The sequence below is a fragment of the Pseudomonas sp. DWP3-1-2 genome, from assembly GCF_049896285.1.
In the GTDB taxonomy this organism is placed as follows: domain Bacteria; phylum Pseudomonadota; class Gammaproteobacteria; order Pseudomonadales; family Pseudomonadaceae; genus Aquipseudomonas.
The window spans coordinates 40,670-64,448 of record NZ_JAFCTZ010000011.1 but is presented as its reverse complement, the minus strand read 5'-3'; the positions used below and the strand labels follow the sequence as shown (position 1 = coordinate 64,448).

Here is a 23,779-nt window from a genome sequence, read left to right as displayed (position 1 = left end):
TAAATTTGCCGTTCATCCGAAGGCTCAATTCTCTGTTACAAAATATTGACAGTATCACTTTGATGGCACACTATTTGGGCGGCCCCATCGGATTAACGTATTCGACTTCGGGCGGTTTCCCATTCAGTTTTTCATTGTGAGTGATCCTTGTCGTTCAACGATGACGATGAATACCGTCGCAAAAACGCGGCGTCGGATACTCGTGATCTTTTTTCTGGCTACCTAAAGTTCTGGTAGTTCTGCCGATAGTTAGCCGTAAGGCTAAGTGTCGCTTAATGCATTTGGATTGTTGGAGTAGAAGGTTTTGGGTCAAGTCACGTTAGCCATCCGGCATCTGCAGGATGAGCAAATGTTGCTGCGCCAGGGAGGGTTATATTGGGTTGTCCTGGATCATGCGACCGATGCGAAAATCATGGCTCGCCAGTTTTTATCGGCCTTGTCTGAAGAGCCTGTCGCTACATTGGTAGGCTGCGGCATCGACCCTCAATCGGTCGTTCAGACCATGGCTGAGGACTGCGGTCCTTCTACGCTGCGTCTGTTTGCCATGCCCGATGATGCGCGCGCCCGTCTGGCTTTCAAGGCACTGACTTCGGACTTGCACCGAATCAATATTGCACGGGGCAGCGTGCTGGTAGTGATGTTGTCTGCGGCCCATCTGGACACGTTTAACATCCAACAGTTAAAGCACTGGTGTGAAACGACGCGCCAATGGTTAATAAGAATTAATTGCACCTTGTTAGTGCTGTGCAGCGGTCAGGCGCCTTTACTGCATGAGCGCCTATTGAGTCTGAATGAACAACTTTCCGGTTTGTCGCAGTTGTATCGCCAGGACGGCGCGATTCATTACCAACTGAACTTCTGGCACAGCGAATTGGGTGTTTGTGCCGCTCAGGCGTTTGACCTGCAAGTGTCCGACGATGGTTTTTCCCTGAGCGATTCACAGCGCTCCAATCCTGCCCAGACCCGTACCGACGACCAGCGTATTTACCTGACCCAGCGTTCAGCGCTGGAGGGTGCGCCGCCGTTGTCTGAGCAGTGGCGCCTGTTCGAGCACCGTGACGAACTGCTTCAACAGGCTGGCCACGCCCGTGCTGCCAGCGTGATCGTGGCGCTGGAAACCAACCAGGACGTCGAACCCCTGGCTCGGCAGTTGTATGCGTTGCGCGAGCAGTGTGGCCCGGCCTTGAAAATCATCGTGCGGGAAATGGAGCCTTGCCTGCGTTACCGCGACGAGCGTCTGCTGCAAGCCTGCGGGGCCAATCTGATCGTGCCTTCCAACACCACGCTGGCGAACTTCTTCAGCATGGTGGAGAGCGCTCAAGGGCAGACCTGGCGTTATCGCCAGACGCCCGATATCCATTCGCTGTTTGAACGTCTGCGGCCCCCGGCCCAGCGCGGGATATTGCCGCCCAGGGAATTCATCCAGCTGCTCGACCAGATCTACGGCGGTGCTTCGGGAGAGTTGGCTCACCAGTTGTTGCGCCTGCGTCCGCGAGGCGACCTGAACATTGAGCAGTACCTGAGCCAGATCACCTTGCGCCGTTTTGGCGACGTGGCCTGCGTGCTCGATGGTGTTTTTTATCTGTTTCTGTTCGCTTGCCGTGGCGACGGGCTGGAGCCTGCGCTGGGCAATATCTGCCGTCTGCCGTGGCGGGACATGTTCAGCGAGTGCAAGGTGCTTTCTGCCGCGGACGTGCTGCCGCGCCAGGACTTCATTGACGCCCCTCAGGTTTCCGAAACCGCACGCCTGGCCACCGGACAGGTGAGCGCTGATTTGACCCGCGCGATTGTCCAGACCGGGTACGTGCCGCAACGCATCACGCTGTCGCTGTCGGAGCCGTGTTCATGAGTTACACCCAACTGCTGCAGGTCATGGCGGCAAGCTGCCTGATGACCGTGGCCTTCATGCTGGTGTTGCGCAGTTTCCGTCAGCGTCTCAGTCGCTGGTTTCAGCGGTATCTGCCACCGCGTTATTTGCAGCCACGTGGGGTGCGCCGTCGCACGCCTGTGGTGCCCGTGGTGAGGAACGCTGATGAACAGTCCTGAGCGTATTGATGTGAGCCAGGCCACCGCACAAAACACTTGGACATGGCCGGGTCTGGGGCTATGGAATCTGTATTTCATCATCAAGCTGGCGCTGCTGTGGGCCGGTTATCTGAATCTGCAGATCCTGCCGAACATGGTGTTTGCGGCCGTACTGCTGGTGCCGCTGGGCAATCGCTATCTGAGGCTGCTGCGCACCTTGATCGCCATTCCGGTGGGCGTGGCGCTGTTTTATCAGGACACCTGGTTGCCGCCGTTCAGTCGCTTGCTGGATCAACCGGGGGTGCTGAATTTCACCGGGGATTACCTGCTGGAACTGGCCGGGCGTTTCATCGACTGGAACCTGTGCGGCGCCTTGCTGCTGTTGGTGGTGGCGTATTTCTTTGTGCGCCAATGGCTGCGCCTGACCACCCTGACCCTGGCCGGCTTTGCCTGGCTGGGCGGAGCGGGGTTGATGGCCATGCATGTACCTGCTCCGCAAAGCACGACACACGTGAATGTTGCCGGTGGCACAGCGATTGTCAGCGGCGAGCCGGACAGTCCGACGCTGGACGCGTATCTGCAAAAGTTCTACAGCACCGAAGCCGGTCGGCAAGTGGTGTTCCAGCCGTCGCAGTCGGCTGCCCAGCCGTTCGACCTGCTGCTTATCAATATCTGTTCGATGGCCTGGGATGATCTGGACGCCGTGGGTTTGCACGACAACAGCCTGTTGCAGCAGATGGACATGGTGTTCGACAACTTCAATTCGGCCACTTCCTACAGTGGGCCCGCCGCCATCCGGTTGTTGCGCGCCAGTTGCGGCCAGCAACCCCACAGCAAGCTTTACGGCGTGGCACCCGAGCAATGTCTGTTGATGGATGACCTGAAAAAACTGGGCTTCGACAGCGAAGTCATGCTCAACCACACCGGTCAGTTCGAAGGGTTTATCGACGAAGTCCGCGCCCAGGGTTCATTGCCGGGACCGGAAGTCAGTACCGCCAACCTGCAACGCGCCCTGGTGGGTTTCGATGGCTCGCCGATCTGGCGTGACCGTGACGTGCTCAATAAATGGTGGCAGCACCGGGAAGCGCAGGGCGCTTCACGCGTGGCGCTGTTCTACAACACCACGACGCTGCATGACGGCAACCGCGCCCTGACCCTTGACGGCGGCACCAAGAGCGCCGAGTACAAGCCGCGCGCCCAGACGTTGATCGACGACCTGAGCGCGTTCCTCAAAGAGTTGGAGAAAAGTGGACGTCGCGTGGCGGTGGTGATCGTGCCCGAGCACGGCGCGGCCCTGCACGGTGACCGTATGCAGATCGCCGGGATGCGGGAAATCCCGAGCCCGTCGATTACCCATGTACCGGTGGGCATCAAGCTGGTGGGCATGGGCAAGAATCCGCGCACCGAGCCGATTCACGTCACCGGGCCGAGCAGTTATCTGGCCTTGTCGGAAATCATCTCGCGCCTCTACGCCGCGCCACCCCAGGGCGACGGGCTGGGCCCGGACTGGCAGGCGCTGCTGGCCAATCTGCCGCAAACCCCGGTGGTCTCGGAAAACGCCGGAACCGTTGTCCTCGACTACGCGGGCAAGCCTTACGTTCGGATCAAGGAGAAGGGCGCATGGCTGCCTTACCCGCAAAGATTCAAGTAAAAAACCAGGTTCTGTCGCGTAACGAGCGGGCCGATGACATTGCCCGGCTCAAGGCCGAACTGCACCTGCCAAGCCTGGAATATGTCGATATTTCGGCGCAACTGGAGTTGAGCCGCGCGCTCAAGCGCTGGCCATTGCTGGCGGACTTCACGCCCGCTGACGCCCATGACGAGCAACCGCCGCTGCCGGTTGCCCAGCCGGTGCAACAGGACAAGTTCGGAGCGCTCAAGTGACATCACTGAGTCTGCGCGGGGTTCGCGGCGGTGTCGGCACCACTTCGTTGGTGGCGGCCATCGGTTATGCCCTGGAAAGTCTCGGCGAACGGGTGCTGATGATCGACATGTGCCCGGAAAACCTGCTGCGCCTGCATTGCAATCTGCAGGCGCAGCAGGCGTCGGGCTGGGCGCGAGGGATGCTCGATGGTCAGAGCTGGCACACACACGCCTGGGGCCTGACGCCAACCCTGCACATACTGCCTTATGGCGGCTTGACGGCCGATGAGTCGGCCAGCATCGAACAACAACTGGTGGCTGATCCACAGCTCTGGGCACGGCGTCAGGCGAGTCTGGCGCCGCACTATGACTGGCTGCTGTTCGACCTGCCGCAACGCTTGCCGGGGCACAGCGCGGTAGGTCCCTGCCTGCTTCCGATCCAGGTGGTCGAGGCCGACGCCGCTTGCCATGTGTTGCTGTTGCAGCAGGCGATGAATAGCCCCGTGCTGGTGAACCGCTTCGATCCGGGCAGGCAGTTGCAACGGGACCTGTTGCTTATTTGGCGCAAGCACTATTCGGCGCGTCTGCTGCCGCTGACGGTGCATGCCGATGAAGCCATGTGCGAAGCGCTGGCGTGCAAGCAGCCGGTGGGGCAATACGCACCGGACAGCCTTGCGGCGAAAGACGCGCTGAGTCTGGCGACCTGGTGCCTGACACGACGCCGGGAGCTGACATGACGGCTCACTGGTTTCCTTACCTGCAACTGCGCCGTCGCTACGACTGCTATCCGCCCACGGCGTTCATGCTGGCCTCGTTCACGGCATTGGCCTGGTTGTTTTTGCGTCTGGAGTCGCCCGTCTGGCAGCGTCTGACCGAGCAACGCCAGCGCTGGTACCCGCACCTGGCCAGCAAAACGCCGAGTGCCGGTGATCCGCTGCGCATCATGCTGCAAAGCCTCTGGCTGCTGGTGGCTCGCCCATGGCCGCAGTTCCGGCGGCGCTCGACCCCGCACTGGATAAGCCTCGCAGGTCAGATGATCAGGCAGACCTGGCATCGTGCGGGAGTTGTGCTCAATGCCCTGCCTGAGCGGGTCAATCAGAGCAAGGCCATGCACGACGGCACCCAGTGGTGGCAGCGTCTGGACCCTCGCCAACAGCAGTGGCTCAATGGTTTTTGCGCGGTGGTCGGATTGATGCTCGTGCTGGTGTGCATCACCCAGCCGTTCAGCTACCTGTCGCAGCTGATATTCGTGATCCTGCTGTGGGTGGTGGCCATGGTGATTCGCCGGGTGCCAGGGCGGTTTCCGACGCTGCTGTTGATCGTACTGTCGGTCATCGTTTCCTGCCGTTACCTGTGGTGGCGCTACACCGCGACCCTGAACTGGAACAGCCCGCTGGACCTGGCCTGCGGCATCTTGCTGCTGATTGCCGAAACCTTTTCCTGGCTGGTGCTGTTGCTGGGCTATATCCAGACCTGCTGGCCGTTGAACCGCGCCCCGGCGCAATTGCCCCGCGACACGCGCTTGTGGCCCACGGTGGATTTGTTGATCCCTACGTACAACGAGGACTTGTCCATTGTGCGGGGTACGGTCTACGCCGCCCTGGGGATCGACTGGCCCCACGACAAGTTGCGCATCTCGATTCTCGACGACGGCAAACGCGATGAATTCCGCGTGTTCGCCGAACAGGCCGGGGTGAACTACATCACCCGTACCGATAACAAACACGCCAAGGCCGGCAACCTTAACCATGCGTTGACGCAACTCGATGGCGAGCTGGTGGCGATTTTCGATTGCGATCACGTGCCGGTGCGTTCATTCCTGCAACTCACGGTGGGCTGGTTTCTGCGCGATGCCAGGCTGGCACTGGTGCAGACCCCGCATCACTTCCTGTCGCCGGATCCGTTCGAGCGCAACCTTCATACCTTTCGCCATCAGCCCAATGAAGGTGAGCTGTTCTACGGCCTGGTGCAGGACGGCAACGACATGTGGAATGCCGCGTTTTTCTGCGGTTCCTGTGCCGTGCTGCGCCGCAGCGCGCTTGACGAGATCGGGGGCTTCGCCGTGGAAACCGTCACCGAAGACGCCCATACCGCGCTGCGCCTGCATCGCCAGGGCTGGAACTCGGCGTATGTGCGCATCCCCCAGGCCGCCGGGCTGGCCACTGAAAGCCTCTCGGCGCACATCGGTCAGCGCATTCGCTGGGCCCGGGGCATGGCGCAGATTTTCCGCACCGACAACCCGTTGCTGGGCAAAGGCCTGAGCTTTTTCCAGCGCGTCTGCTACGCCAACGCGATGCTGCACTTTCTGGCGGGCCTGCCGCGTCTGGTGTTCCTCACCGCGCCTTTGGCGTTTCTGCTGATGCACGCCTACATCATTTATGCGCCAGCGCTGATGATCGTTCTGTACGTGATCCCGCACATGGTTCACGCCAGCCTGACCAACTCCCGCATGCAGGGCGAATACCGCCTGACGTTCTGGGGAGAGGTCTATGAAACCGTGCTGGCCTGGTACATCGCACGGCCCACCACCGTTGCGCTGTTCAATCCGAAAAAAGGCACCTTCAACGTGACGGCCAAGGGTGGCCTGATCACCGAGGACCAGTTCGATTGGGGGATCGCCAAGCCGTATCTGGTGTTGGCGGTGCTGAACATCGCGGGCCTGGGGTTCGCGGTGTGGCGCTTGTTTTACGGGCCTGCCAATGAGATCGGCACCACGCTGGTCAGCAGTCTGTGGGTGATTTACAACCTGTTGATCATCGGTTCTGCCGTGGCGATTGCCGCTGAAGTGCGCCAGGTGCGGCACACCCAGCGGGTGCAGGCCAGATTGCCTACGGCGGTGCGTTTGCAAAACGGACGCTTCTATCCAGGCATGCTGGTGGACTACTCCGATGGCGGTACCGGCGTCGAGCTGGACGTCGAGCTTGCACTGCCGTTGGGTGAACGGGTTTGCCTGATGATGCAGCGTGGCGAGCGCGAGTTTCTGTTCCCCGGCATCGTCAGCCGCAGCCACAAGCACTTCATTGGCATCGTCCTCAACGAGCTGTCTTCGCAACAGAAGATCGACTACGTGCAGTGCACGTTCGCCCGTGCCGACGCCTGGCTGAACTGGAACGACGACTTCGTCCCGGACCGCCCGCTGCACAGTTTTATCGACGTGCTGCGTCTGGGAGCCACGGGTTATTACCGCCTGTATCAATACGTGCCTGCCTGGATTCGCACCCTGGCCCGCCCCGTGGTGCGCTTGTTCGCCTGGCTGATCAGCTATGTGCCGCGTTTTGCCAAGGCCTCCCCCCTTTCCTCTACTTCTCGATCGGTATGCGCGCCATGAGTCGCTATTTCAGTTTCACGTTGCTGGGCCTGTTGTCGCTGGCTATCGGTTGTGCTCAGGCGCAGCCCCTCAAGGAGCAATCCCCCAAGGCGCAAGCGCTGGTCGTGGCCCCGCGGGTGGATTCGCCCGAGGTGAGCCTTGCGCCGACCTGGGACGTCAAGCGCACTTTCGAACAGTTGGGGCGAACCTCTGACAGCCTGTTGCGGGGCACCCACACCACCGATCAGTTCGAGTTCACCCTGCGCCGCGACCGCATCGCCAGCGACGCGAAGCTGCAACTGGAATACACGCCGTCACCGGCACTGCTGCCAACGCTGTCGCATCTGCGGGTCTACCTCAACGATGTGTTGATGAGCGTGATCCCCATCGACAAGGAGCAGTTGGGTAAAAAGACCGTGCGCCAGGTCGATCTTGACCCGCGTCTGATCAGCGACTTCAACCGGGTTCGCCTGGAGTTCGTCGGCCATTACACCGACATTTGCGAAGACCCTTCCAACAGCACGCTGTGGGTCAATATCAGCCGCACCAGCCTGGTGTCGTTGAAAGAACAGGCGCTGATCGTCAAGAACGATCTGGCGTATTTCCCCACGCCTTTCTACGATCCACGCGGCTATGACGAGCCGGTGCTGACCATGGTGTTCGCAGCGTCTCCGACTCAGGGCGAGCAGCGGGCAGCGGGGGTTCTGGCCTCGTATTTCGGCAGTCAGGCGGCGTGGCGCGGTACGCAATTCCCGGTGCTGTTTGACCGGTTGCCCGTTGCCACGACGGCGACACCGGTGACCTCGTCCATCGTGTTCGCCACCAACAGCCATCGTCCTGCGTTTCTGGCCGACCTGAAGCAGTTCCCGGCGGTCGAGGCGCCGGTGGTGCAGATGATCGACAACCCCAATGACCGCTACAGCAAGGTGTTGCTGGTGCTGGGCCGTGACGAAGCCGATCTGGTGGCGGCCGCGCAAGCGTTGGCGCTGGGCGGCGATCTGTTTCGGGGTGAGCGGGTCGTCATCGACAAGGTGCAGCAGATTCAGCCGCGCCAGCCTTACGATGCGCCGAACTGGATGCGCACCGATCGGGCTGTGCGCTTCGCCGAGCTGATCAAGTACCCCGAGCAATTGCGCGCCACCGGCTTGCAGCCTCTGCCCATCAGCCTGGACATCAACCTGCCGCCGGACCTGTTTGTCTGGCGCAACCAGGGCATCCCGCTGCAAACCAAGTACCGCTACACGCCACCGCCTTACAATGACGGTTCGCGACTGAACATCAGCCTCAACAACCAGTTCATCACCAGCTTGCCATTGCTGGTCAACAGCAATGACCGGCTTGAAGAGCTGCGCCTGGCTGTGCTGTCCAGCGAGTCGGCCAACGTCAGCGAAAAACTGTCGGTCCCGGCGTTGAAAATCGGTGATCGCAACAACCTGAAGTTCAATTTCAGCTTTGCCACGACCACCAGCAGTTCCCAGCGTGATCACTGCCAGACGTCGTTGCCGGTGGATATCCAGGCGGTGATCGACGATCAGTCGACCATCGATATGTCGGGCTATCACCATTACATCGCCATGCCGGATCTGGCCGCGTTCGCCCGCAGCGGTTTTCCGTACAGCCGCATGGCGGATCTGTCCGAGACCGTGGTGATGATGCCGCCGCAGCCCAGCGCCGTGCAACTGAGCACCTACCTGGAGGCGGTGGCCGGGATTTCGGCCCGCTCGGGTCTGCCGGCCATGAACCTGGTCCTGAGCGACAACTGGGAAGAGGCTTCCCGGCACGATGCGGACCTGCTGATCCTCGGCTCCTTCGCCCCGGACATGCGCGATAACCAGGACATGAATCTGCTTCTGGACCGTTCCCGGGACTGGCTGCTCAAGGCGAACAATCAGGGGCCGGGTTCGTCGCAGAGCCAGGGTGCGGGCAACCCGGCGGCCAACCGTGTCGAGGTGTCGGCCAAGGGCCCGATAGCCGCCATTGTCGGCCTGCAATCGCCTTTCCATGAGCAACGCAGCATCGTGGCCTTGCTGGCCACGGATGATGCCGACTTCGAATTACTGCGCCAGACGCTCAATGACAGCGGCAAGATGGAGGCGGTGGCCGGTTCGGTGGCGTTGATCCGCAGCAGTGGCGTGCACAGCCAGATGGTCGGCGATCAGTATTACGTCGGCAACCTGCCATGGTGGCTGATGCTCTGGTTCAAGCTGTCCGAGAGCCCGATCCTGCTGGCATTCCTGGCGGTGTTCGGTGTGCTGCTCACCGCGTTCCTGACCTGGCGCATCCTCAAACTGTTGGCGCGTCGTCGTCTGGCTTATGAAGAGTAAACCGTTGACCCGCGTCCGCTCGTTGCTGCTTGCTGCCTTGCCTGTATTGGCAGGGCCTGCGCTGGGCGCGAGCCAATGCGCCTGGCCGGCCTGGGAAAACTATAAACAGCAGTTGATCAGTGCGGACGGGCGGGTCATCGATGCGTCGACCGCGCAACAGATCACCACGTCCGAAGGGCAAAGCTACGGGTTGTTTTTCGCGCTGGTGGCCAACGACGCCCAAAGCTTTGAACAGCTGTTGACCTGGACCCGCAATAATCTGGCGGGCGGCGATCTTGAACGGCGTCTGCCCGCCTGGCAGTGGGGCCTGGACAAGGACGGCCAATGGCGCGTGCTCGACAGCAACAATGCCAGCGACGCTGACCTGTGGATTGCCTACAGCCTGCTTGAAGCCGGCCGTCTGTGGCGCAGGCCGGATTATCTGGCCCTGGGCAATCACATGCTGTGGCGCAGCGCCGCGCAAACCTTGGGCAAGCTGCCGGGGCTGGGTCTGATGGTGCTGCCAGCAGATTACGGTTTTGAGGCCGGTCAGGGCTGGCGTTTGAACCCCAGCTATCTGCCCCCGCAACTGTTGGCCCGCTTCGCGCTGATCGCGCCGGTCTGGAGCGAAGTGGCACAAAACGCCCGGCGCCTGTGGATCGAAGGTTCACCCAAAGGTTTTGCACCGGACTGGGTGATGTGGCAGGACGGAAAAGGCTTCGTCCCTGACGCCAAGGGTGCAACGGGCAGCTACGACGCGATTCGTGTCTATCTGTGGCTGGGCATGCTGGCCCCCGGTGCAGCCGAGCGCAATGTGTTGCTTGATCACTTCAGACCCATGCTTGAGGCCACTGCGCGCCTTGGGTATGTGCCGGAACAGGTCGATGCCGTCACCGGCAAGGATCAGGGCACAGGACCGGTGGGGTTTTCCGCCGCCCTGCTGCCTTTGCTGGCCAGGGATGCGTCGACGGCGGCGGCGCTTGCCGCTCAGCGTGAACGCCTGAATCAATCACCTCCCTTGGCCGATGCCTATTACAACCAGTCACTGCTGATGTTTGGTCAGGGCTGGGACGAACAGCGTTATCGATTCGACAAGGATGGACGCTTGCAACCGAACTGGAAACGTCCATGCGCGCAGTGAACCCGGCACTCCCGTCTCGCCTGTTCAAGGTCCTGGCCCTGAGCGGCACCCTGTTGCTGTCCTGCGTGAGCGCTGCGGCGTTCGCTGTTTCACAGCAGCAACAACAACAGCAATGGCTGCTGCAACAGATGCGTATGGGTGAAGCCTTGCAGCGCGATGATCTGGTCCGCGACTCGCTGGCGCGCCTGGAACTGATAGCCCCCGACCACCCTCAAGTGCTGGTGGGCGAGATTCGTCAGGCGCTGGCGGACCAGACCCAGGCGCAGAACGTCGCCTGGATCGAGCAATTAATGACCCGTCTGCGCCAGCAAGGCCCCAACTCGGCAGCGCTGCGTCAGGCTCAGGCGTTGATCAAGTTGCAGAGCCCGGACGGCCTGCGCCAGTTGCAGCAGGCGCGTCTATTGGCGGCGGCGGGGCGTTTCGAGGAAGCCCGTGGGGCGTTCGAAGCACTGTTCGGCGAAGAGCCGCCGGACCTGGCGATGGCCCTGGAATACTGGAGCGCCCGCAGCCGCATCCCGGGCCAGCGCGGGGTCGTGCTGGGTCATGTGCAGGCGCTGGATCGGGATTATCCCGGCAATGCCGGCGTGCGGCAGATGCTGGTCGGGCTCCTGTTTGCCGAAGATCGCAACGACGAAGCGCTGGCCGTGCTCCATGAATTGGCAGGCGATCCTCAGGCCAGTGCCAATGCGGCCGAGCGGGAATACAACTACCTGATCAAGTTGCCGGTCAATGCCCGCACGGCGCAGGCCTGGCAGGCATTCATCGGCTATTACCCGTATTCACCCTTTGCCCGGCAAGCCAGCCAGCAACTCGCTTTGCAGCGAGGCTTGTTGGCCGATCCCGCCTGGCAAGCGGGTGTCAAAGCCAAGCACCTGCTTGAGCAAGACACCGCCACAGGCAACGCCACCGCCGAAGGCTTGTTGCGCCGCGCCCTCAAGGTGTATCCCGAAGACTCAAGCCTCTATGGCGCCTTGGGCACGGCCTTGATGCGCCAAAACAAATATCCGGCGGCGTATCAGGCGTTTTCCACGGCGCTGGCCAAGGAGCAGGACACCGATTACATCAGCAAATGGCAGGACCTGCAGGCGGTCACGCGCAACTGGATGATCCTGCAAAAGGGCGACGAAGCCCTGCAACGCAAGGATTACGCGGCGGCACGCAAGGCGTATCAGCAATCGCGCAGCCTCAAGGCTGACTCCGCCGACCCCTTGATCGGCTTGGCCAATGTCGCCATGGCAGAGGCCGATGACATCGCGGCTGAAGCCCTGTTGTTGCAAGCGCGCAAGGTCGACCCAAGCAACGGCAGCGTGGTGCGGGCGCTGGTGCGGCTGTATCGCGGGCAGTCCAGCGAGCGGGCCGAAGCCTTCCTCAACACGTTGCCAGCCAGCGGCCAAGCGGAATTCGCCAGCCTGCGCCAGAGCATCGAACTTGAACGCCTGAACCTGCAAGCGGATCTGGCCAGTCAGCGTTCGGACTGGGCACAGCTGGTGCCGCTGTTGAAGAAAATCCGCGTGCTGGACCCGGACAACCCATGGCTGACCTATCGCCTGGCCGCCGCCGAGATTGCCCTGGGGCAACCGCGTCAGGCTGATGATGCGTTCCGTCAATTGCTGGCCCGCCAAGGCCGCAATCCCGAAGCGCGCTACGCCCATGGCTTGTACCTGGCCAACGAGAACCGCGACAGCGAAGTGTCGACCACCCTCGGGCAAATCCCGGCCGCCGCCTGGACCGACAACATGCGCGAGCTGGACACCCGGATCAAACGTCGGCAGTTGCTGGCTCGGGCCGAACAACTGCGCAATGCCGGGCATGAACCCCAAGCCATCGCCCTGTTGCTGCGTCATCCTACCGTGGATGATCTGGGCACTCTGGCCGATTGGGCCGCGCAGCGTGAAGACCCTGCGGAGGCCGAACGCTATTACCGTCAGGTGCTCAAGGTTCAGCCGCAGAATGCCGAGGCTCAATTGGGCCTGATTGAAGCGTTGATCGCCTTGGGGCGTGTCCCGCAAGCGCGTGCAGGCCTGGATAAACTCGTCGTGGCACCTTCGGCCCCGGCGCCGTGGCAGCGGCGCCTGGCCAATGCCTGGCTGGCGGTGGGCGAGAAGGACAAGGCCCGTGCGATATTCGCCAACCTGCTGAAGACGCCGCAGACCGATCCGTTGATCTACCGCGACGCTGCGCGCTTGATGGCCAAGGATCAGCCGCAACAGGCACTGGATAACTACGCGCGCAGCATGGCCGTCGCAGGCTTGATTTCACCGGCTCAGGCCAGCCCCCGAAACAACATCGCGATGACCGAAGCCAGTCGTGCCAAAGACACTGACGAGTGGCTGGCGCGCAGTGTGCGTAGCGACGTCGATGAGCTGTACCAGGCGCAAAATCCGACCGTCAATCTCTACCGGGACTTCGCCTGGCGCACCGACAATACGGCACCGGGGATTTCCGACCTCACGACCCAGACGACGATTCTGCGCATCGACGCGCCGTTTGCCCAAGGCCAGGGTTTTGTCCAGGCCGAGCAGGTGGACCTTGAAGCCACGAAGTTCGACACCGACGCTGATGGCTTGCACCGGGAAGAATTCGGCACCTGCGCCGTGCAGTTTCGTGACCGCGCCACCGGAGCGCTGGTGCCCAATGGCTGCCGCAGCACGTCGCAAAGCACCAGCGGTCCAAGCCTGGCCGTAGGCTGGAAAAACGCCCAATGGGCGCTGGATCTGGGCCATACGCCACAAGGGTTCGAAGTGGGCAACTGGCTCGGCGGCGTCGGTTACAGCAGTGACTGGAAATCCATCGGCTGGACGCTGACCGCTTCACGTCGCCCCATGACCAACTCGGTGGTGTCTTACGCCGGTGCCGTCGACCCTGTGACCGGTACGCGCTGGGGCGGCGTGACCAGTAACGGCGTGACCTTGAGCCTGAGCCATGACGAAGGCGGTGTGGATGGGGTATGGGCCAGTTTCGGCGCCCATTGGTTGCGCGGCAAAAACGTGGTCGACAACCAGCGGCTCTCGGCCATGACCGGTTATTACTACCGGCTGGTTGACCGCGCCGACGAACGCATGCGCACCGGCCTGACGCTCATGTATTGGGGCTATGACAAGGACTTGAGCGAGTACACCCTGGGGCAGGGCGGTTACTACAGCCCGCAACAGTACTACTCGATTGGCGTGCCCTTTACCTACGCCTGGCGTAACGCCAACTGGTCAGCGCAACTGGAAACCTCCGTGGGCTGGTCGTTCTCGACCACCGACGACAGCGATTTGTACCCTCTGGACGGTCCGGCGGCCAAGCTGTTCAATCAGGCCGCCGCTGCCGGGCTGGATGTCGACGCCGGCACATCACTGACCAGCGCCGGGAGCAGCAGCTCCGGTATCGGCGTTAGCCTGCAGGCGAAGGTCGAACGCCGTCTGACCAATCATCTGGTGTTGGGCTCCGGCATTTCCCTGCAACACAGCGAAGGCTACGCTCCGAGCCGCGCCATGCTGTACCTGCGTTACACCTTCGATGAATGGCAAGGCAACCTGCCGATGCCGATCGAACCGGTGACGCCGTATGCGGATATGCGGTGAGGGAGGTGTTGCCTGCTACGGCGCGGGTCGTTTCCGGCAACGACTCGTTCGCCAATGAAACATGTGTTGTCCCGCAAACACTGCGCCCGGCATGGCGCTCAGTCGTATCGGCAGCACTCGTCTCATGACGGGCTTTCAAAACCGGGGGAGGGCGTGTTCAATGAGGTGCATTTCTCTGCGGCACCCGAGCAAGACGGGGAACGCTTTTACCTGACCTCAATTCTGGAGTATTTCCCATGGCAACAGCCTCTGCATCCCTGCGTCTCCCGGTCGCTGCAGACACCGTATGGCAGTTGGTCGGTGGCTTTCTTGCACTCCCGGACTGGCTGCCGTTCATTGCCAGCAGCGAAACTGCCGAAGGCGGACGCCTGCGCAAGCTCACCACGGTCGATGGCGCCGTGATCGTCGAGCGCCTGGAAACCTTCGACAATCAGGCCCGCATGTACAGCTACTCCATCACTGAAGGGCCATTCCCGGTCACTGACTACCTCGCCACGTTGAAGGTCGAAGCGGCGGGCGACAGCGAAACGCTGGTGACCTGGTCTGGCCGCTTTACCCCTGACGGCGTTTCCGATGCTGAGGCTCAGGCGTTGTTTCAGGGGGTATATGAAGGCGGCCTGGAGGCGTTGAAGGGGAACTTTACAAACGCCTAGAGCAACCGCTCATCCAGCTGGAAATCCAGTTCCCGTGCCTGCGCCACCATGGCGAGATAGGCCGGATGCCGGACGTTGAGCAGGTAATTGGATTCACGCGGGATGATCACGCTGGGCACGGCCAGCGCCAGGCTTTGCCCGGATTCCAGCCAGTTATCGCCAAACGTGGCGGTGGAGGGTGGGGCGGGTTCTTCGCGCCAGTCGTTGGGCAGAATGTCCGGGCTGGCGTTGAGGATGTGCTCTTCAGGAAGCTTCAGCTCAAGCATGGCGTAATGCTGGATGACCGTGGAATTACCCAGGTGCACCAGCACTTCCAGCAGCGCCAGGGATTCACTGCCCGCGCAGTACACACAGGCCTTGCCCTTGCTGTTCCAGCGCCCGCCATACAGCCTCGCACCTTCGCCGTCGAACGCCTGAGCCAGCCACTTTCGTTTGACCAGACGATAAACGCTGATCAAGCCACGACCCCGTGCTCAAGGCGGCCGATCAGGTCCAGGACGGCCTGGGCTTCGGCTGAAGTGGCGAGCATTTCCAGCGGTCGGCGATTGCCCAGGCCTCGTACCGGTTCGGCGAGCCAGCGCCGGGTGGCTTGGGTATCGCCTTCGAACAGGTCCAGCGCGGCCTTGTAAACGGCAGCCAGGCGGAACAGACGATCGCTCTCCTCGGCATTGAATTGCCGCACTTTCAGGCGTCGTTGCAGCGTGGCAGGCGCAATACCCAAATGAATGGCCAGGGTCGAGCGAGTGATATCCGTGTACTGCGCCAACCGTTCGAACACTTCGTAAGGCAATCCTTCACGCAGCGCGGCATACAACTGAGCGCCTCGTGGCGGAACGCCCAGTTGCTGCCAGAAACCCGTTTCCGGGGCCGTTGCAGGTAGATAGTCGCGAATGGCGGTGGACATGGTTGAGTCCTTTTGATCGTTTGATGCATAGACTCTATATCAAATGATGTTGTGGCGAAAGGTGATCCCTTGAAAACAGGCCCGTGAACCATGAGCATCAGGGCACCCATCATCGCCACACACACAGGCACGCTATGGTCACGGGTGGTGTTGGTGTGTGGCACGCCGCAGATTGCGTTTAATGGGTATCAAAGACGGAAACGATCCACTGACTGCGCGAGCTGATCTGCAAGCCCGGAGAGCTCATCGGTGGTGCTGGCAGTTTGATCTATTACCCTGCTATTGCCTTCCGACATGCTGGCAATCATCTCCACCTGATGAGCTATTTCGTTGCTGGCAAGGCTCTGCTCGCCAATGGTGCGTGTGATCTCGTTGACCAGCTCTGTGGTGCTCAGAGTAGCCTCAAGTATCTCTTTGATCGCCCGTTCCACCTCGGCAGTGACGGCCATGCCCTTGTCGACCTGGGCGACACCCGCTTCCATGCTGGTCACTGCCTCGCGGGTGCTTTGCTGGATGCGTGCAACCATACTGGCAATTTCCTGGGTTGAGGCGCTGGTGCGCCCCGCCAGACTGCGCACTTCGTCGGCTACCACAGCAAAACCTCGTCCCTGCTCACCGGCACGGGCGGCTTCAATGGCCGCATTGAGTGCCAACAAGTTAGTCTGGTCAGCGATTCCCTTGATCACTTGAATGATGTTGAAAATCCCTTCGGACTCTGAGTCCAACGTGCGAATCACCTGTGCGGACTGCTGCGACGAACGAGCAATGCCGTCCATGTCGTTCACAACTTTATGAATCACGACACCGCCGTTTTTGGCCAGTGCCTCGGCTTGGTTGGCCATCTCCACTGCGCGCATCGCATGTCGAGTAATCTCCTCGATGCTAGCGGTCATTTCGCTGGTCGCCGCAGACATTGTGCCTGCCGCTGAGCTTTGCTGCCTGCTACTGTCGGCAACCTCGTGGCAACCGCTGCTCAACTGCCGACTCATATTGCTGACACCTTGGGCATTGTTGCGCACGACTTCAATCATGCCTCGCAAATCACGCTGCATGACTGCGAGGCTGCGGATTAACATACTCGCTTCATCGCGACTGCGAGGTTCAGCAATGGGCTCACTCAGGTTGCCATGCGCAATACTATCGGCAATGCGACTGGCAGCATGCAGTGGGATCATGATGCTTCGTGTCACCCAGATGCCTTGAACCACCAACAGCAACAGGCCGACGATCAGCACAATGCAGAGGGTAAGATTCGCGTAGTAGGTGGCCTGATGGGCGGCATCGCCGCTTGCCTTGGAATTGTCCTCAATCAGTTCGCTCAGGCTGGACATCTGTCCTTCCAGTTGAGTGAAAGCGCTGATAAACATGCCCAACTGCTGTTGCGCGCCGTCAGGATTGTCCAAGGCCAGAGCCACAATTCGCTTGCCTGTTTCGATATAGTTTTCCAGGCTCGGCTTGACCTTGTTCAGTTCCGCCTTGAGGGTATCGGTGACAGGAAGGTTGATATTATCGCTGAGCACCTGGCTAAAATGCGTAGCATGCTCATTGATGGCCGCCAACACTTCTTCACGGCTGCTGCCACTTTTGCCCATCCCGACCAGTATCGCCGACAATACATCGGCGCGAAGCGCATCGTGCATCATGTCGGCTTCCATATGATTGCGCAGGGCTTTCATGCTGGTTTCACTGTCCTTGATCGCGGCCTCCATTCTGAAATTACCCAGAAAACTGACGAGGCTGATGATCAGGACACTGAGCACACCGGTGCCTATCAGCACCAAAAGACGTAGTTTTATAGACATTCTTATTGCCTCTGCTGGCTATGAAATAAAGCGAACTGTCGATCCCTCCTTTCTCGTTAGGTTTATCGGCGCGGATTGACGGTTGATTAATTTCATTTCCAGGTTGTTCGCGGCTTCTTAAACGGATCTATACAAAATAAACAACCCGTAATTGTTTCGGAGTATTACTCCCTGGCCAGGCTCGCTCAGGCGCATTGCGACAATGTCTATAAAACCTTCCGGCGGTGGAGCGCTCAGGGCGCATTTGAGCAACTGCATGATCGGCTTCGTGCCCAATGGCGAGAGCGAGTGGCGCGTGATGAAAGACCGTCAGCCGCTGTCTTGGATCCAATCAACGCGTCTCTTGTTTTAAGCATATTTTCCATGCCGGCAGCGTCTGCGACCAAGAGTGCGAAACGCGGCGTGGCCTATGACATCGCTTTCCCCGCCGACTTGAGTGCTTGTCTTGGCTTTACGGGCTGGATAGATGACTTGGCCGGACGAATACGTTGAGGCGGGCTGTGGTGCAGTGGAATGTTCCTAAATCCAGTCTTCAACGCGAAGACCCGGCACGCGGTTAAACTCGCGTAGATTATGGGTTACCAAAATCAGGCTTTGCGAACGAGCGTGTCCTGCAATCATCTGGTCGTACGGCCCAATTGGGTGCCGGCACTGGCAAGCTCTGCCCTCAACTGGCCTGTGCGCGCTGCCGCATCCTGATCATATGCCAGGACTTAAAGCCGTGCTGCAAGTCCTCCACATCCGCCAGATTTCGCGCCTGGTTGGAAGACTTTTCCGCGCCGTAAATGAGTTCCATCAAGGTCACGGTGCCGATGCACAGTTGGCCATGGTGCGTTTTGAACGCTTCGAGCACATGCTGCGGTTTGTTTTTGAGGGTGAATATGCAGACTGTTTGGCGTCCTTTTGCGGGTACCTGACCCTTGAGGCTGCTGCACACATTTCTGAGACCTGGGCCTTTTAACTGATCCCGGGAAAAACAGTGTGAAAAGACCAGGGAGCGGATCAAGGCTGGCCCAGTGACGTGGGCCCGCCGCGATTTAACCCGTCAGGCCCTCTTGACCTTGAACGTGCTCAAGGCTCGCTGCATCGCCGCGGCGCGTTCGGAAAGCTCCTGTGCGGCGGCGGCGCATTCCTGACTGCTAGCGTTGTTTTGCTGGGTCACTTCATCGATTTGCTCCAGGCCAATGCTGGCCTGGCGCAGCCCGGAGGCCTGTTCGCTGGAAGCCTGGTAGATCAACGACACCAGTGTCGAGACCTGGCTGGTGCCGGTCACGATGCCCTTGAGTGAGCTGGCGGTGCGGCTGGCAATCACCATGCCCCGTTGGGTCTTGACCGAGGAATCGGCGATCAGCGCTGCGGTCTGTTGGGCGGCTTCGGCGCTGCGGGCGGCCAGGCTGCGGACTTCATCGGCAACCACCGCAAACCCGCGTCCCAGTTCCCCGGCGCGCGCGGCCTCAATGGCGGCGTTCAACGCCAGCAGGTTGGTCTGGGCGGCAATGTTGTCGATGGTGGTGATGATGGCCGTGATGTCTTTGCCCGAGGCATCAATCTCGGCCATGGCCGCGATCAGCTCGCTCATCAACTGATCGCTTTGCCCTGCATCGGAGCGTGAGGATTGCGATTGCTCGTCGGCTTTTTCGGCGTTCTCGGCGTTTTCGTTGGTTTGTGCCGCCATCTGGGTCATGGCCGCGCTGATTTCGGTGATGGAAGAGGCAGAGTTGGCCGCGCCATCGGAAAGGTTCTGGCTCAGTTCGCTGACCTGTGCCGAACTGCCGGTGATTTGGGTGGCGTTGCTTTGCACTTCAATGATCAGGTGGTTGAGATTACGCACCATTTGCTGCAATGCCTTGCCCAACTGATCATTTTGCGATGACAGGGTCACCTCCAGGTCAAGGTCGCCTTCGGATATGCGTTCGGCCACTTTGACCTGTCTTTGCAGGCTGTCGGACATTTCATTGAGCGCAACAGACAGTTGCCCGACTTCATCTTCGGATGTCTTTTTCAGGCGTTTGGAAAATTCGCCTTGGCTGATCTGCAGCGCCAGTGTGGCTGAGTCTCTGATGGGCCCGACAATTTTACCGGCCGCGATCCACAAGGCGATCAAGGCGAGCACTGAAACACCCAGACCGACCAGGATCTGCAAGACGCTGCTGTTATTACTGCGAGCCTCAAGTTCCTGTTCCAGCGCAATCGCCTGGCTCATCACCACGGCTTTGGGCAGTCGAATCAATATGGACCAGGGTTTGTTGGTGCGGCCCAGCGTAATGGGCATCAAGACTTCAATGTTTTGTGTGGCTTCATTTAAATGACCACCGCCGGTGCCGGACTTGATATCGGCGAGTGTTTTCTCCCAGCTATCGGGTATCAGCGCTTTTAAATTTTGACCGATCAACGCGGCACGTTGACTGTCCGCGACTACAAGGCCCTGGTTACTCAGGATCGACACCGAACCCTTTCCGTCATACAGGTCCGCTGACATTTCCTCACTTATTTTCTGAATAAAGTCCAGGTTGTAGTCGGCACCCACCACGCCATAAAACTTATTGTTCACGACCACCGGTACAGAAAGGGTGGTGAGCCAGACGTTCTTGCCCTGGACCACATAGGGAATCGGGTCCAGCACGCTTTCCTGAAGGGTGTCGCGGGGGCCGTTGTACCAGCCGCCTTTGAGCACGCCATTGGGGTGGCGATCCTGGGTGTCGTATTCCACCAGGGGTTGCACGGCGACACGTCCATCGGCACTGCGGGTCCAGTAGGGGGTGAAACGCCCCGTCGTCGGGTTGTTGCCGTTCTGGCCATCTCGGTGCGCGGCATCCTGGCCGTCCAGTGCATCGGGCTCCCAGCACGAGTAGGTGCCGTTGAACTCAGGGTTATCCTTGAGCACACCCAGCAATACGGCGTTGATCTGCTCGCGGCCCACCAGCAATGAGCTGTTGGCGGTTTTGCTGGTGGCGAAGGTGTTGGCCATCACCCGAGCGGCATCCAGTGCGGTCTGCAATTTGGCCTGGATAGCGGTGGCACGGGATTCAGCAAGGTTTTTCACCTCGCGGATGGTCGCCTCCTGAACCAGCTTAGAGACCTCGGTGGAAACGAACACTTCATTGGCTTTCGAAGAATAAAGTCCATATAAAACAAGGCTGGTACACGAAAGAAAAAGGCAGACACCGGCGGTTGTACAAATGCGCGCTTGTAGGGATTTGAATTTCATGGGTCAGGTTCCTGTACTGCTTTCAGAAACAATGAATGGCTGCTAATAGGGGCGGCAGAATGTGCACCAAGGCATTGCCATAGTTTCAATTTGCCATTAGTGGTGTATATGCTACTTAGGTATCGAATGTATTTATATTTGTTAGCGATGTGTCGGGGAGTAGTTAAGTAATTATTTCTCTGAAGATTATTAATACGAATGCATAGCAATCAGCAGTTTCTATTTCAACGTTCTAAGGGAGTAAGGGTGATGATCCAGTGGGGTGGTCTTACTTGTATAGTTGGATCCAATATTTGAATTAATAGATTCACTGTCCACACTAATCATTAGCTGGCTACCTTATATATTCAGGGTTCTTTCGCAGGATGATTGTACTGAGTTGGCAAAACGCTGAGATTCGGATTCAGCAAGGCCCAGCCATCGCGTCATGCCGGAATGACCAGGTCTGATGGGGGCATGGCGGGGCAATGCACCCCGGCTCAGACCGGTCAAGGCAGGGTTACTTCGCCAGCGCTTTGACCAGCTCCGGCGTCACGTAATGCGGGCCGTCGAACAGGTACAGCGGGTAGCCGTCGTAAGCCGCCAGTTGCGGTTTGAGCTCGGCCGCCGTGGCGGAGCGAAAGCCGCCGCCGTAGTTGGGGCGGAAGGCTTCGACGATGATACGCACCCGGTCCTTGCCCAGACGTTCGCGCAGGGTGTCGGCATAGGTGCGGGCCACGGGGGCGGTGCGGGCATAGACGCCGACGCCGTCCTGGAAGAACACGCCGATGTCGTCCGGCAACCATTGCTTGAGCCAGTCGGCCGTGGCGGCGGGGCCGATGTTGGCGCCGTCGTAGACGCTGATCCACAACGGACGCGGCAGCTTGGCCAGCAGCGCTGGCAGCTCCTTGGCGCGGGTCCAGCTGGGGTCGACTTCCGCCGGGAAGTACCAGCCGGTAACGTGCAGCGGCGTCGGCAGTTTGGCAATGCGTTCGGACACCGCCGCCAATTGCTCGATGTTGTCCCGCGAGCGGTTTTCGCTGAAGTAACCGGCCAGCCCAACGATCACATCCTGAGCCCAGGGCTCTTTGGCGATGCGCGCCCAGTCTGGCAGCACCGGCACACTGGGCAGGCCGGTTCCGGGCACGAAGGCCTGGTCATCGACGACGGTCCATTGCACCAGCAGCTCCCGGGCGCCGAGTTTTTGCCAGTCGCCCTTGATGCCGACCGTCTTGTTGTCCGGTTGCCAGACGATGCCGACGATGCCGGGGTCCAGCGGTTTCAAAGCAGTGACGTATAACATGGCGGTACCTGTTCCAAGCGTCGCTGCAAGCAGCAGAACACCCAGAGTGGCACGGCTGAGGGTTTTGCCGAAAACCTTCAAGGCAGCGCCTTCTTGATTCGCTGGTGCCACTGGCTGATTGAAGTCACGCCTTTGGCGTTCCAGTTGGCGGCGGCGTCGGGGCCTAGATGAAACTGGCCCTCATTGAATTGCCAGACGATCACCTGCGGCTTGTGCTGGGCAAAGTCCGGGGATTCCAGGTATTGCAGCAGCGTGGCCCACGGGCCCACATCACCGGGGTTCCAGGTCAGGTTGACCGGGCGGTCCAGGGCGTTGGACAACTTCTGGGTGTAGCCCAGATAAGGCTGCACGAAGCTGTTGCCGATCACTTGAACCGGCGCGGGAGCGTCGTCGATCAACAGGTCTTTTTCCACCTGATGGCGCACGGTGTAGATGTCGCGACCGATCGCCTTGCGCTTCACGGCGGGCAGGAAGTTGCTGGCCAGGTCGCCAAATGCGCGTTTGTCGAACCACTCGCCCAGCACGGCGCCGCCACCGGGCTCGCCTTGCAGGCGATAGCGTCCAGTGATGAGCTTCGCCGTGGCGTCGGCAGTGTTCTCGGCGCTCCAGGCGGTCCAGTGATAGTCGGCGCGGTAGAACGCGGTCTGCTTGCCTTGCTCGGTTTGCTGCAGGATCGGCTTGATGTTCAGCGTGGTCAGGCCCGCGGTGCTCAACTCGCTCTGCAAGCGGTCGTAACGCTGCGCCACGGCTGGGCTCAACGGTTGATCGGCCGGCAGTCGCTGGGCGTAGAACGGCGCTTTCATGGGCACCACCAACACCACCAGGGCGATTTTTTCCCGCTCAAGCTGCTGCTTCACGTCTTTGATCAGGCCGATGCTGCGGGCGGTGCCGGCGTTATCGACCTTGTTCAGGCTTTCCCAGGCGGGAAACAGCCAGCCGTCTTTACCGGTGATCACTGACGAGGCCGCGTGCACGGCGGTGCCCGACAGGCTGAACAGCACGCCAGCAATCAGGGCGGGCAGGGGCAGGCGGCGCATGGAACCTTCAGGTTTTACGTGGCTAGTCATGGGGCAGTCTGGTCAACAAGGCCAATCAGGCGTGGGGTCTGGCGCGAGCCGACGAGGAACAGGCTGTAGCGATCACCTGCCTTGAAGGGCTCAAGTTTGAGCGGCAGGCCGGCAGCCTGATCGCAGCTGGCGATCAAGGTCGCCTGCACCGGGTTGATGGTGCGTTGCGCCTGGCCGTTAAAGGACAGTTGGCTGAACACGCTTGAGCCATTGGCCAGCTTGATGTCGGCTTTTTTGCAGCCCGTGCTGAGGTTGTAGACGTTGAGCTCGGCGCGCAGGTCTTTGCCGCGCGGTTGCGGGTCAATCACTACCCGTGGCGCTGCGCCGGGATGGCTGTCGAGGATCAGCGTAACGAAAGCGTCTTTTGGCACGTTCAGGCCCTTGATCTCGCGACCGTTGACCGTCACGTGCAGCGGCTGCCGGGAATCCACGACCTGAAACGGGCTGGCAATCACGGACTGCGCCGACAGGGTCATGTCCGGCTTCTGATCCACGCGCACCTGCACGGCCGTGTCGGAGGGGTTGACCACCCGCACCCAGGCCGAGCCTTCCGGCAGTTTGGGCGCGTAGAGCTGGGCAATTTCAGGCGCGGCCTGAGCCAGTGTCGAGGCCAGGCCCAAACCGAGCCCCGCGCAGATACGAAGGTGCATAAAAG

At 60.3% G+C, this 23,779-nt stretch carries 17 protein-coding genes and 4 pseudogenes; 11 read left to right on the top strand and 10 right to left on the bottom strand.

Annotation, left to right across the window (positions count from 1 at the left end; all coding sequences use genetic code 11):
• Window positions 1-304 precede the first annotated feature (304 nt).
• The 10 genes from bcsE (at window position 305) to ACP7B0_RS20005 (ending at window position 14,861) form a co-directional block, all read left to right on the top strand.
• Entirely contained in the window at window positions 305-1,849 is a 1,545-nt protein-coding gene (gene bcsE, locus ACP7B0_RS20050) for a cellulose biosynthesis protein BcsE (RefSeq protein ID WP_426143362.1), read from the top strand.
• Window positions 1,846-2,046: a cellulose biosynthesis protein BcsF gene (bcsF, locus tag ACP7B0_RS20045; protein WP_426143361.1), complete on the top strand. Its 201-nt coding sequence runs from the start codon at window positions 1,846-1,848 to the stop codon at window positions 2,044-2,046. Before bcsE ends, bcsF begins: the two co-directional genes overlap by 4 nt.
• A complete protein-coding gene (gene bcsG / locus ACP7B0_RS20040) occupies window positions 2,033-3,676 on the top strand; it encodes a cellulose biosynthesis protein BcsG (RefSeq protein WP_426143360.1) in 1,644 nt (547 codons plus the stop codon). Before bcsF ends, bcsG begins: the two co-directional genes overlap by 14 nt.
• Window positions 3,646-3,909, top strand: a complete 264-nt coding sequence (gene bcsR / locus ACP7B0_RS20035) for a cellulose biosynthesis protein BcsR (RefSeq protein WP_069553233.1) — start codon at window positions 3,646-3,648, stop codon at window positions 3,907-3,909. The genes bcsG and bcsR overlap by 31 nt, the downstream gene beginning before the upstream one ends.
• Window positions 3,906-4,625, top strand: a complete 720-nt coding sequence (bcsQ, locus tag ACP7B0_RS20030) for a cellulose biosynthesis protein BcsQ (protein WP_426143359.1) — start codon at window positions 3,906-3,908, stop codon at window positions 4,623-4,625. The genes bcsR and bcsQ overlap by 4 nt, the downstream gene beginning before the upstream one ends.
• Window positions 4,622-7,216: a UDP-forming cellulose synthase catalytic subunit gene (bcsA, locus tag ACP7B0_RS20025; protein WP_426143357.1), complete on the top strand. Its 2,595-nt coding sequence runs from the start codon at window positions 4,622-4,624 to the stop codon at window positions 7,214-7,216. The genes bcsQ and bcsA overlap by 4 nt, the downstream gene beginning before the upstream one ends.
• Window positions 7,213-9,519, top strand: a complete 2,307-nt coding sequence (gene bcsB, locus ACP7B0_RS20020; protein WP_426143355.1) for a cellulose biosynthesis cyclic di-GMP-binding regulatory protein BcsB — start codon at window positions 7,213-7,215, stop codon at window positions 9,517-9,519. The genes bcsA and bcsB overlap by 4 nt, the downstream gene beginning before the upstream one ends.
• Before the next feature lie 4 nt (window positions 9,520-9,523).
• Window positions 9,524-10,639, top strand: a complete 1,116-nt coding sequence (gene bcsZ, locus ACP7B0_RS20015) for a cellulose synthase complex periplasmic endoglucanase BcsZ (RefSeq protein ID WP_426143354.1) — start codon at window positions 9,524-9,526, stop codon at window positions 10,637-10,639.
• Window positions 10,627-14,208, top strand: coding sequence for a cellulose synthase complex outer membrane protein BcsC (gene bcsC / locus ACP7B0_RS20010; RefSeq protein WP_426143353.1), 3,582 nt, complete (start codon window positions 10,627-10,629; stop codon window positions 14,206-14,208). Before bcsZ ends, bcsC begins: the two co-directional genes overlap by 13 nt.
• 236 nt (window positions 14,209-14,444) lie before the next feature.
• Complete coding sequence (locus ACP7B0_RS20005) at window positions 14,445-14,861, top strand: SRPBCC family protein (protein ID WP_426143352.1); 417 nt, start codon at window positions 14,445-14,447, stop codon at window positions 14,859-14,861.
• Here the strand turns inward: ACP7B0_RS20005 and ACP7B0_RS20000 are convergent.
• From ACP7B0_RS20000 to ACP7B0_RS19985, 4 genes and pseudogenes are all read right to left on the bottom strand, one after another.
• Window positions 14,858-15,319, bottom strand: coding sequence for an RES family NAD+ phosphorylase (locus ACP7B0_RS20000; RefSeq protein WP_426143351.1), 462 nt, complete (start codon window positions 15,317-15,319; stop codon window positions 14,858-14,860). The genes ACP7B0_RS20005 and ACP7B0_RS20000 overlap by 4 nt on opposite strands.
• Entirely contained in the window at window positions 15,316-15,765 is a 450-nt protein-coding gene (gene parS, locus ACP7B0_RS19995; RefSeq protein WP_069553240.1) for a type II RES/Xre toxin-antitoxin system antitoxin, read from the bottom strand. Before parS ends, ACP7B0_RS20000 begins: the two co-directional genes overlap by 4 nt.
• A 188-nt stretch (window positions 15,766-15,953) precedes the next feature.
• On the bottom strand, window positions 15,954-16,679 hold the full coding sequence (locus tag ACP7B0_RS19990; RefSeq protein ID WP_426143439.1) for a methyl-accepting chemotaxis protein: 726 nt from the start codon (window positions 16,677-16,679) through the stop codon (window positions 15,954-15,956).
• A gap of 132 nt (window positions 16,680-16,811) precedes the next feature.
• Window positions 16,812-17,567: pseudogene (locus ACP7B0_RS19985) on the bottom strand (MCP four helix bundle domain-containing protein); the annotation flags it as partial.
• A gap of 192 nt (window positions 17,568-17,759) precedes the next feature.
• Here ACP7B0_RS19985 and ACP7B0_RS19980 point away from each other — a divergent pair.
• Window positions 17,760-17,894 (top strand): annotated as a pseudogene (locus ACP7B0_RS19980) (IS5/IS1182 family transposase); the annotation flags it as partial.
• Between the two features lie 192 nt (window positions 17,895-18,086).
• Here ACP7B0_RS19980 and vapC read toward each other — a convergent pair.
• The 6 genes and pseudogenes from vapC to ACP7B0_RS19950 form a co-directional block, all read right to left on the bottom strand.
• Window positions 18,087-18,504, bottom strand: a pseudogene (gene vapC / locus ACP7B0_RS19975) (tRNA(fMet)-specific endonuclease VapC).
• A 108-nt stretch (window positions 18,505-18,612) separates the two neighbouring features.
• Entirely contained in the window at window positions 18,613-19,401 is a 789-nt protein-coding gene (locus ACP7B0_RS19970; protein WP_426143438.1) for a methyl-accepting chemotaxis protein, read from the bottom strand.
• A pseudogene (locus tag ACP7B0_RS19965) lies at window positions 19,396-20,535 on the bottom strand (HAMP domain-containing protein); the annotation flags it as partial. The gene ACP7B0_RS19970 and the pseudogene ACP7B0_RS19965, both read right to left, overlap by 6 nt.
• Window positions 20,536-21,274: 739 nt before the next feature.
• Window positions 21,275-22,057: a hypothetical protein gene (locus ACP7B0_RS19960; protein ID WP_426143437.1), complete on the bottom strand. Its 783-nt coding sequence runs from the start codon at window positions 22,055-22,057 to the stop codon at window positions 21,275-21,277.
• 77 nt (window positions 22,058-22,134) lie between these two features.
• Window positions 22,135-23,124 (bottom strand): alginate O-acetyltransferase AlgX-related protein, encoded by a 990-nt coding sequence (locus ACP7B0_RS19955; protein ID WP_426143349.1) that lies wholly within the window; start codon window positions 23,122-23,124, stop codon window positions 22,135-22,137.
• On the bottom strand, window positions 23,121-23,774 hold the full coding sequence (locus ACP7B0_RS19950; RefSeq protein ID WP_426143347.1) for an alginate O-acetyltransferase AlgF: 654 nt from the start codon (window positions 23,772-23,774) through the stop codon (window positions 23,121-23,123). The genes ACP7B0_RS19955 and ACP7B0_RS19950 overlap by 4 nt, the downstream gene beginning before the upstream one ends.
• Window positions 23,775-23,779: the final 5 nt, after the last annotated feature.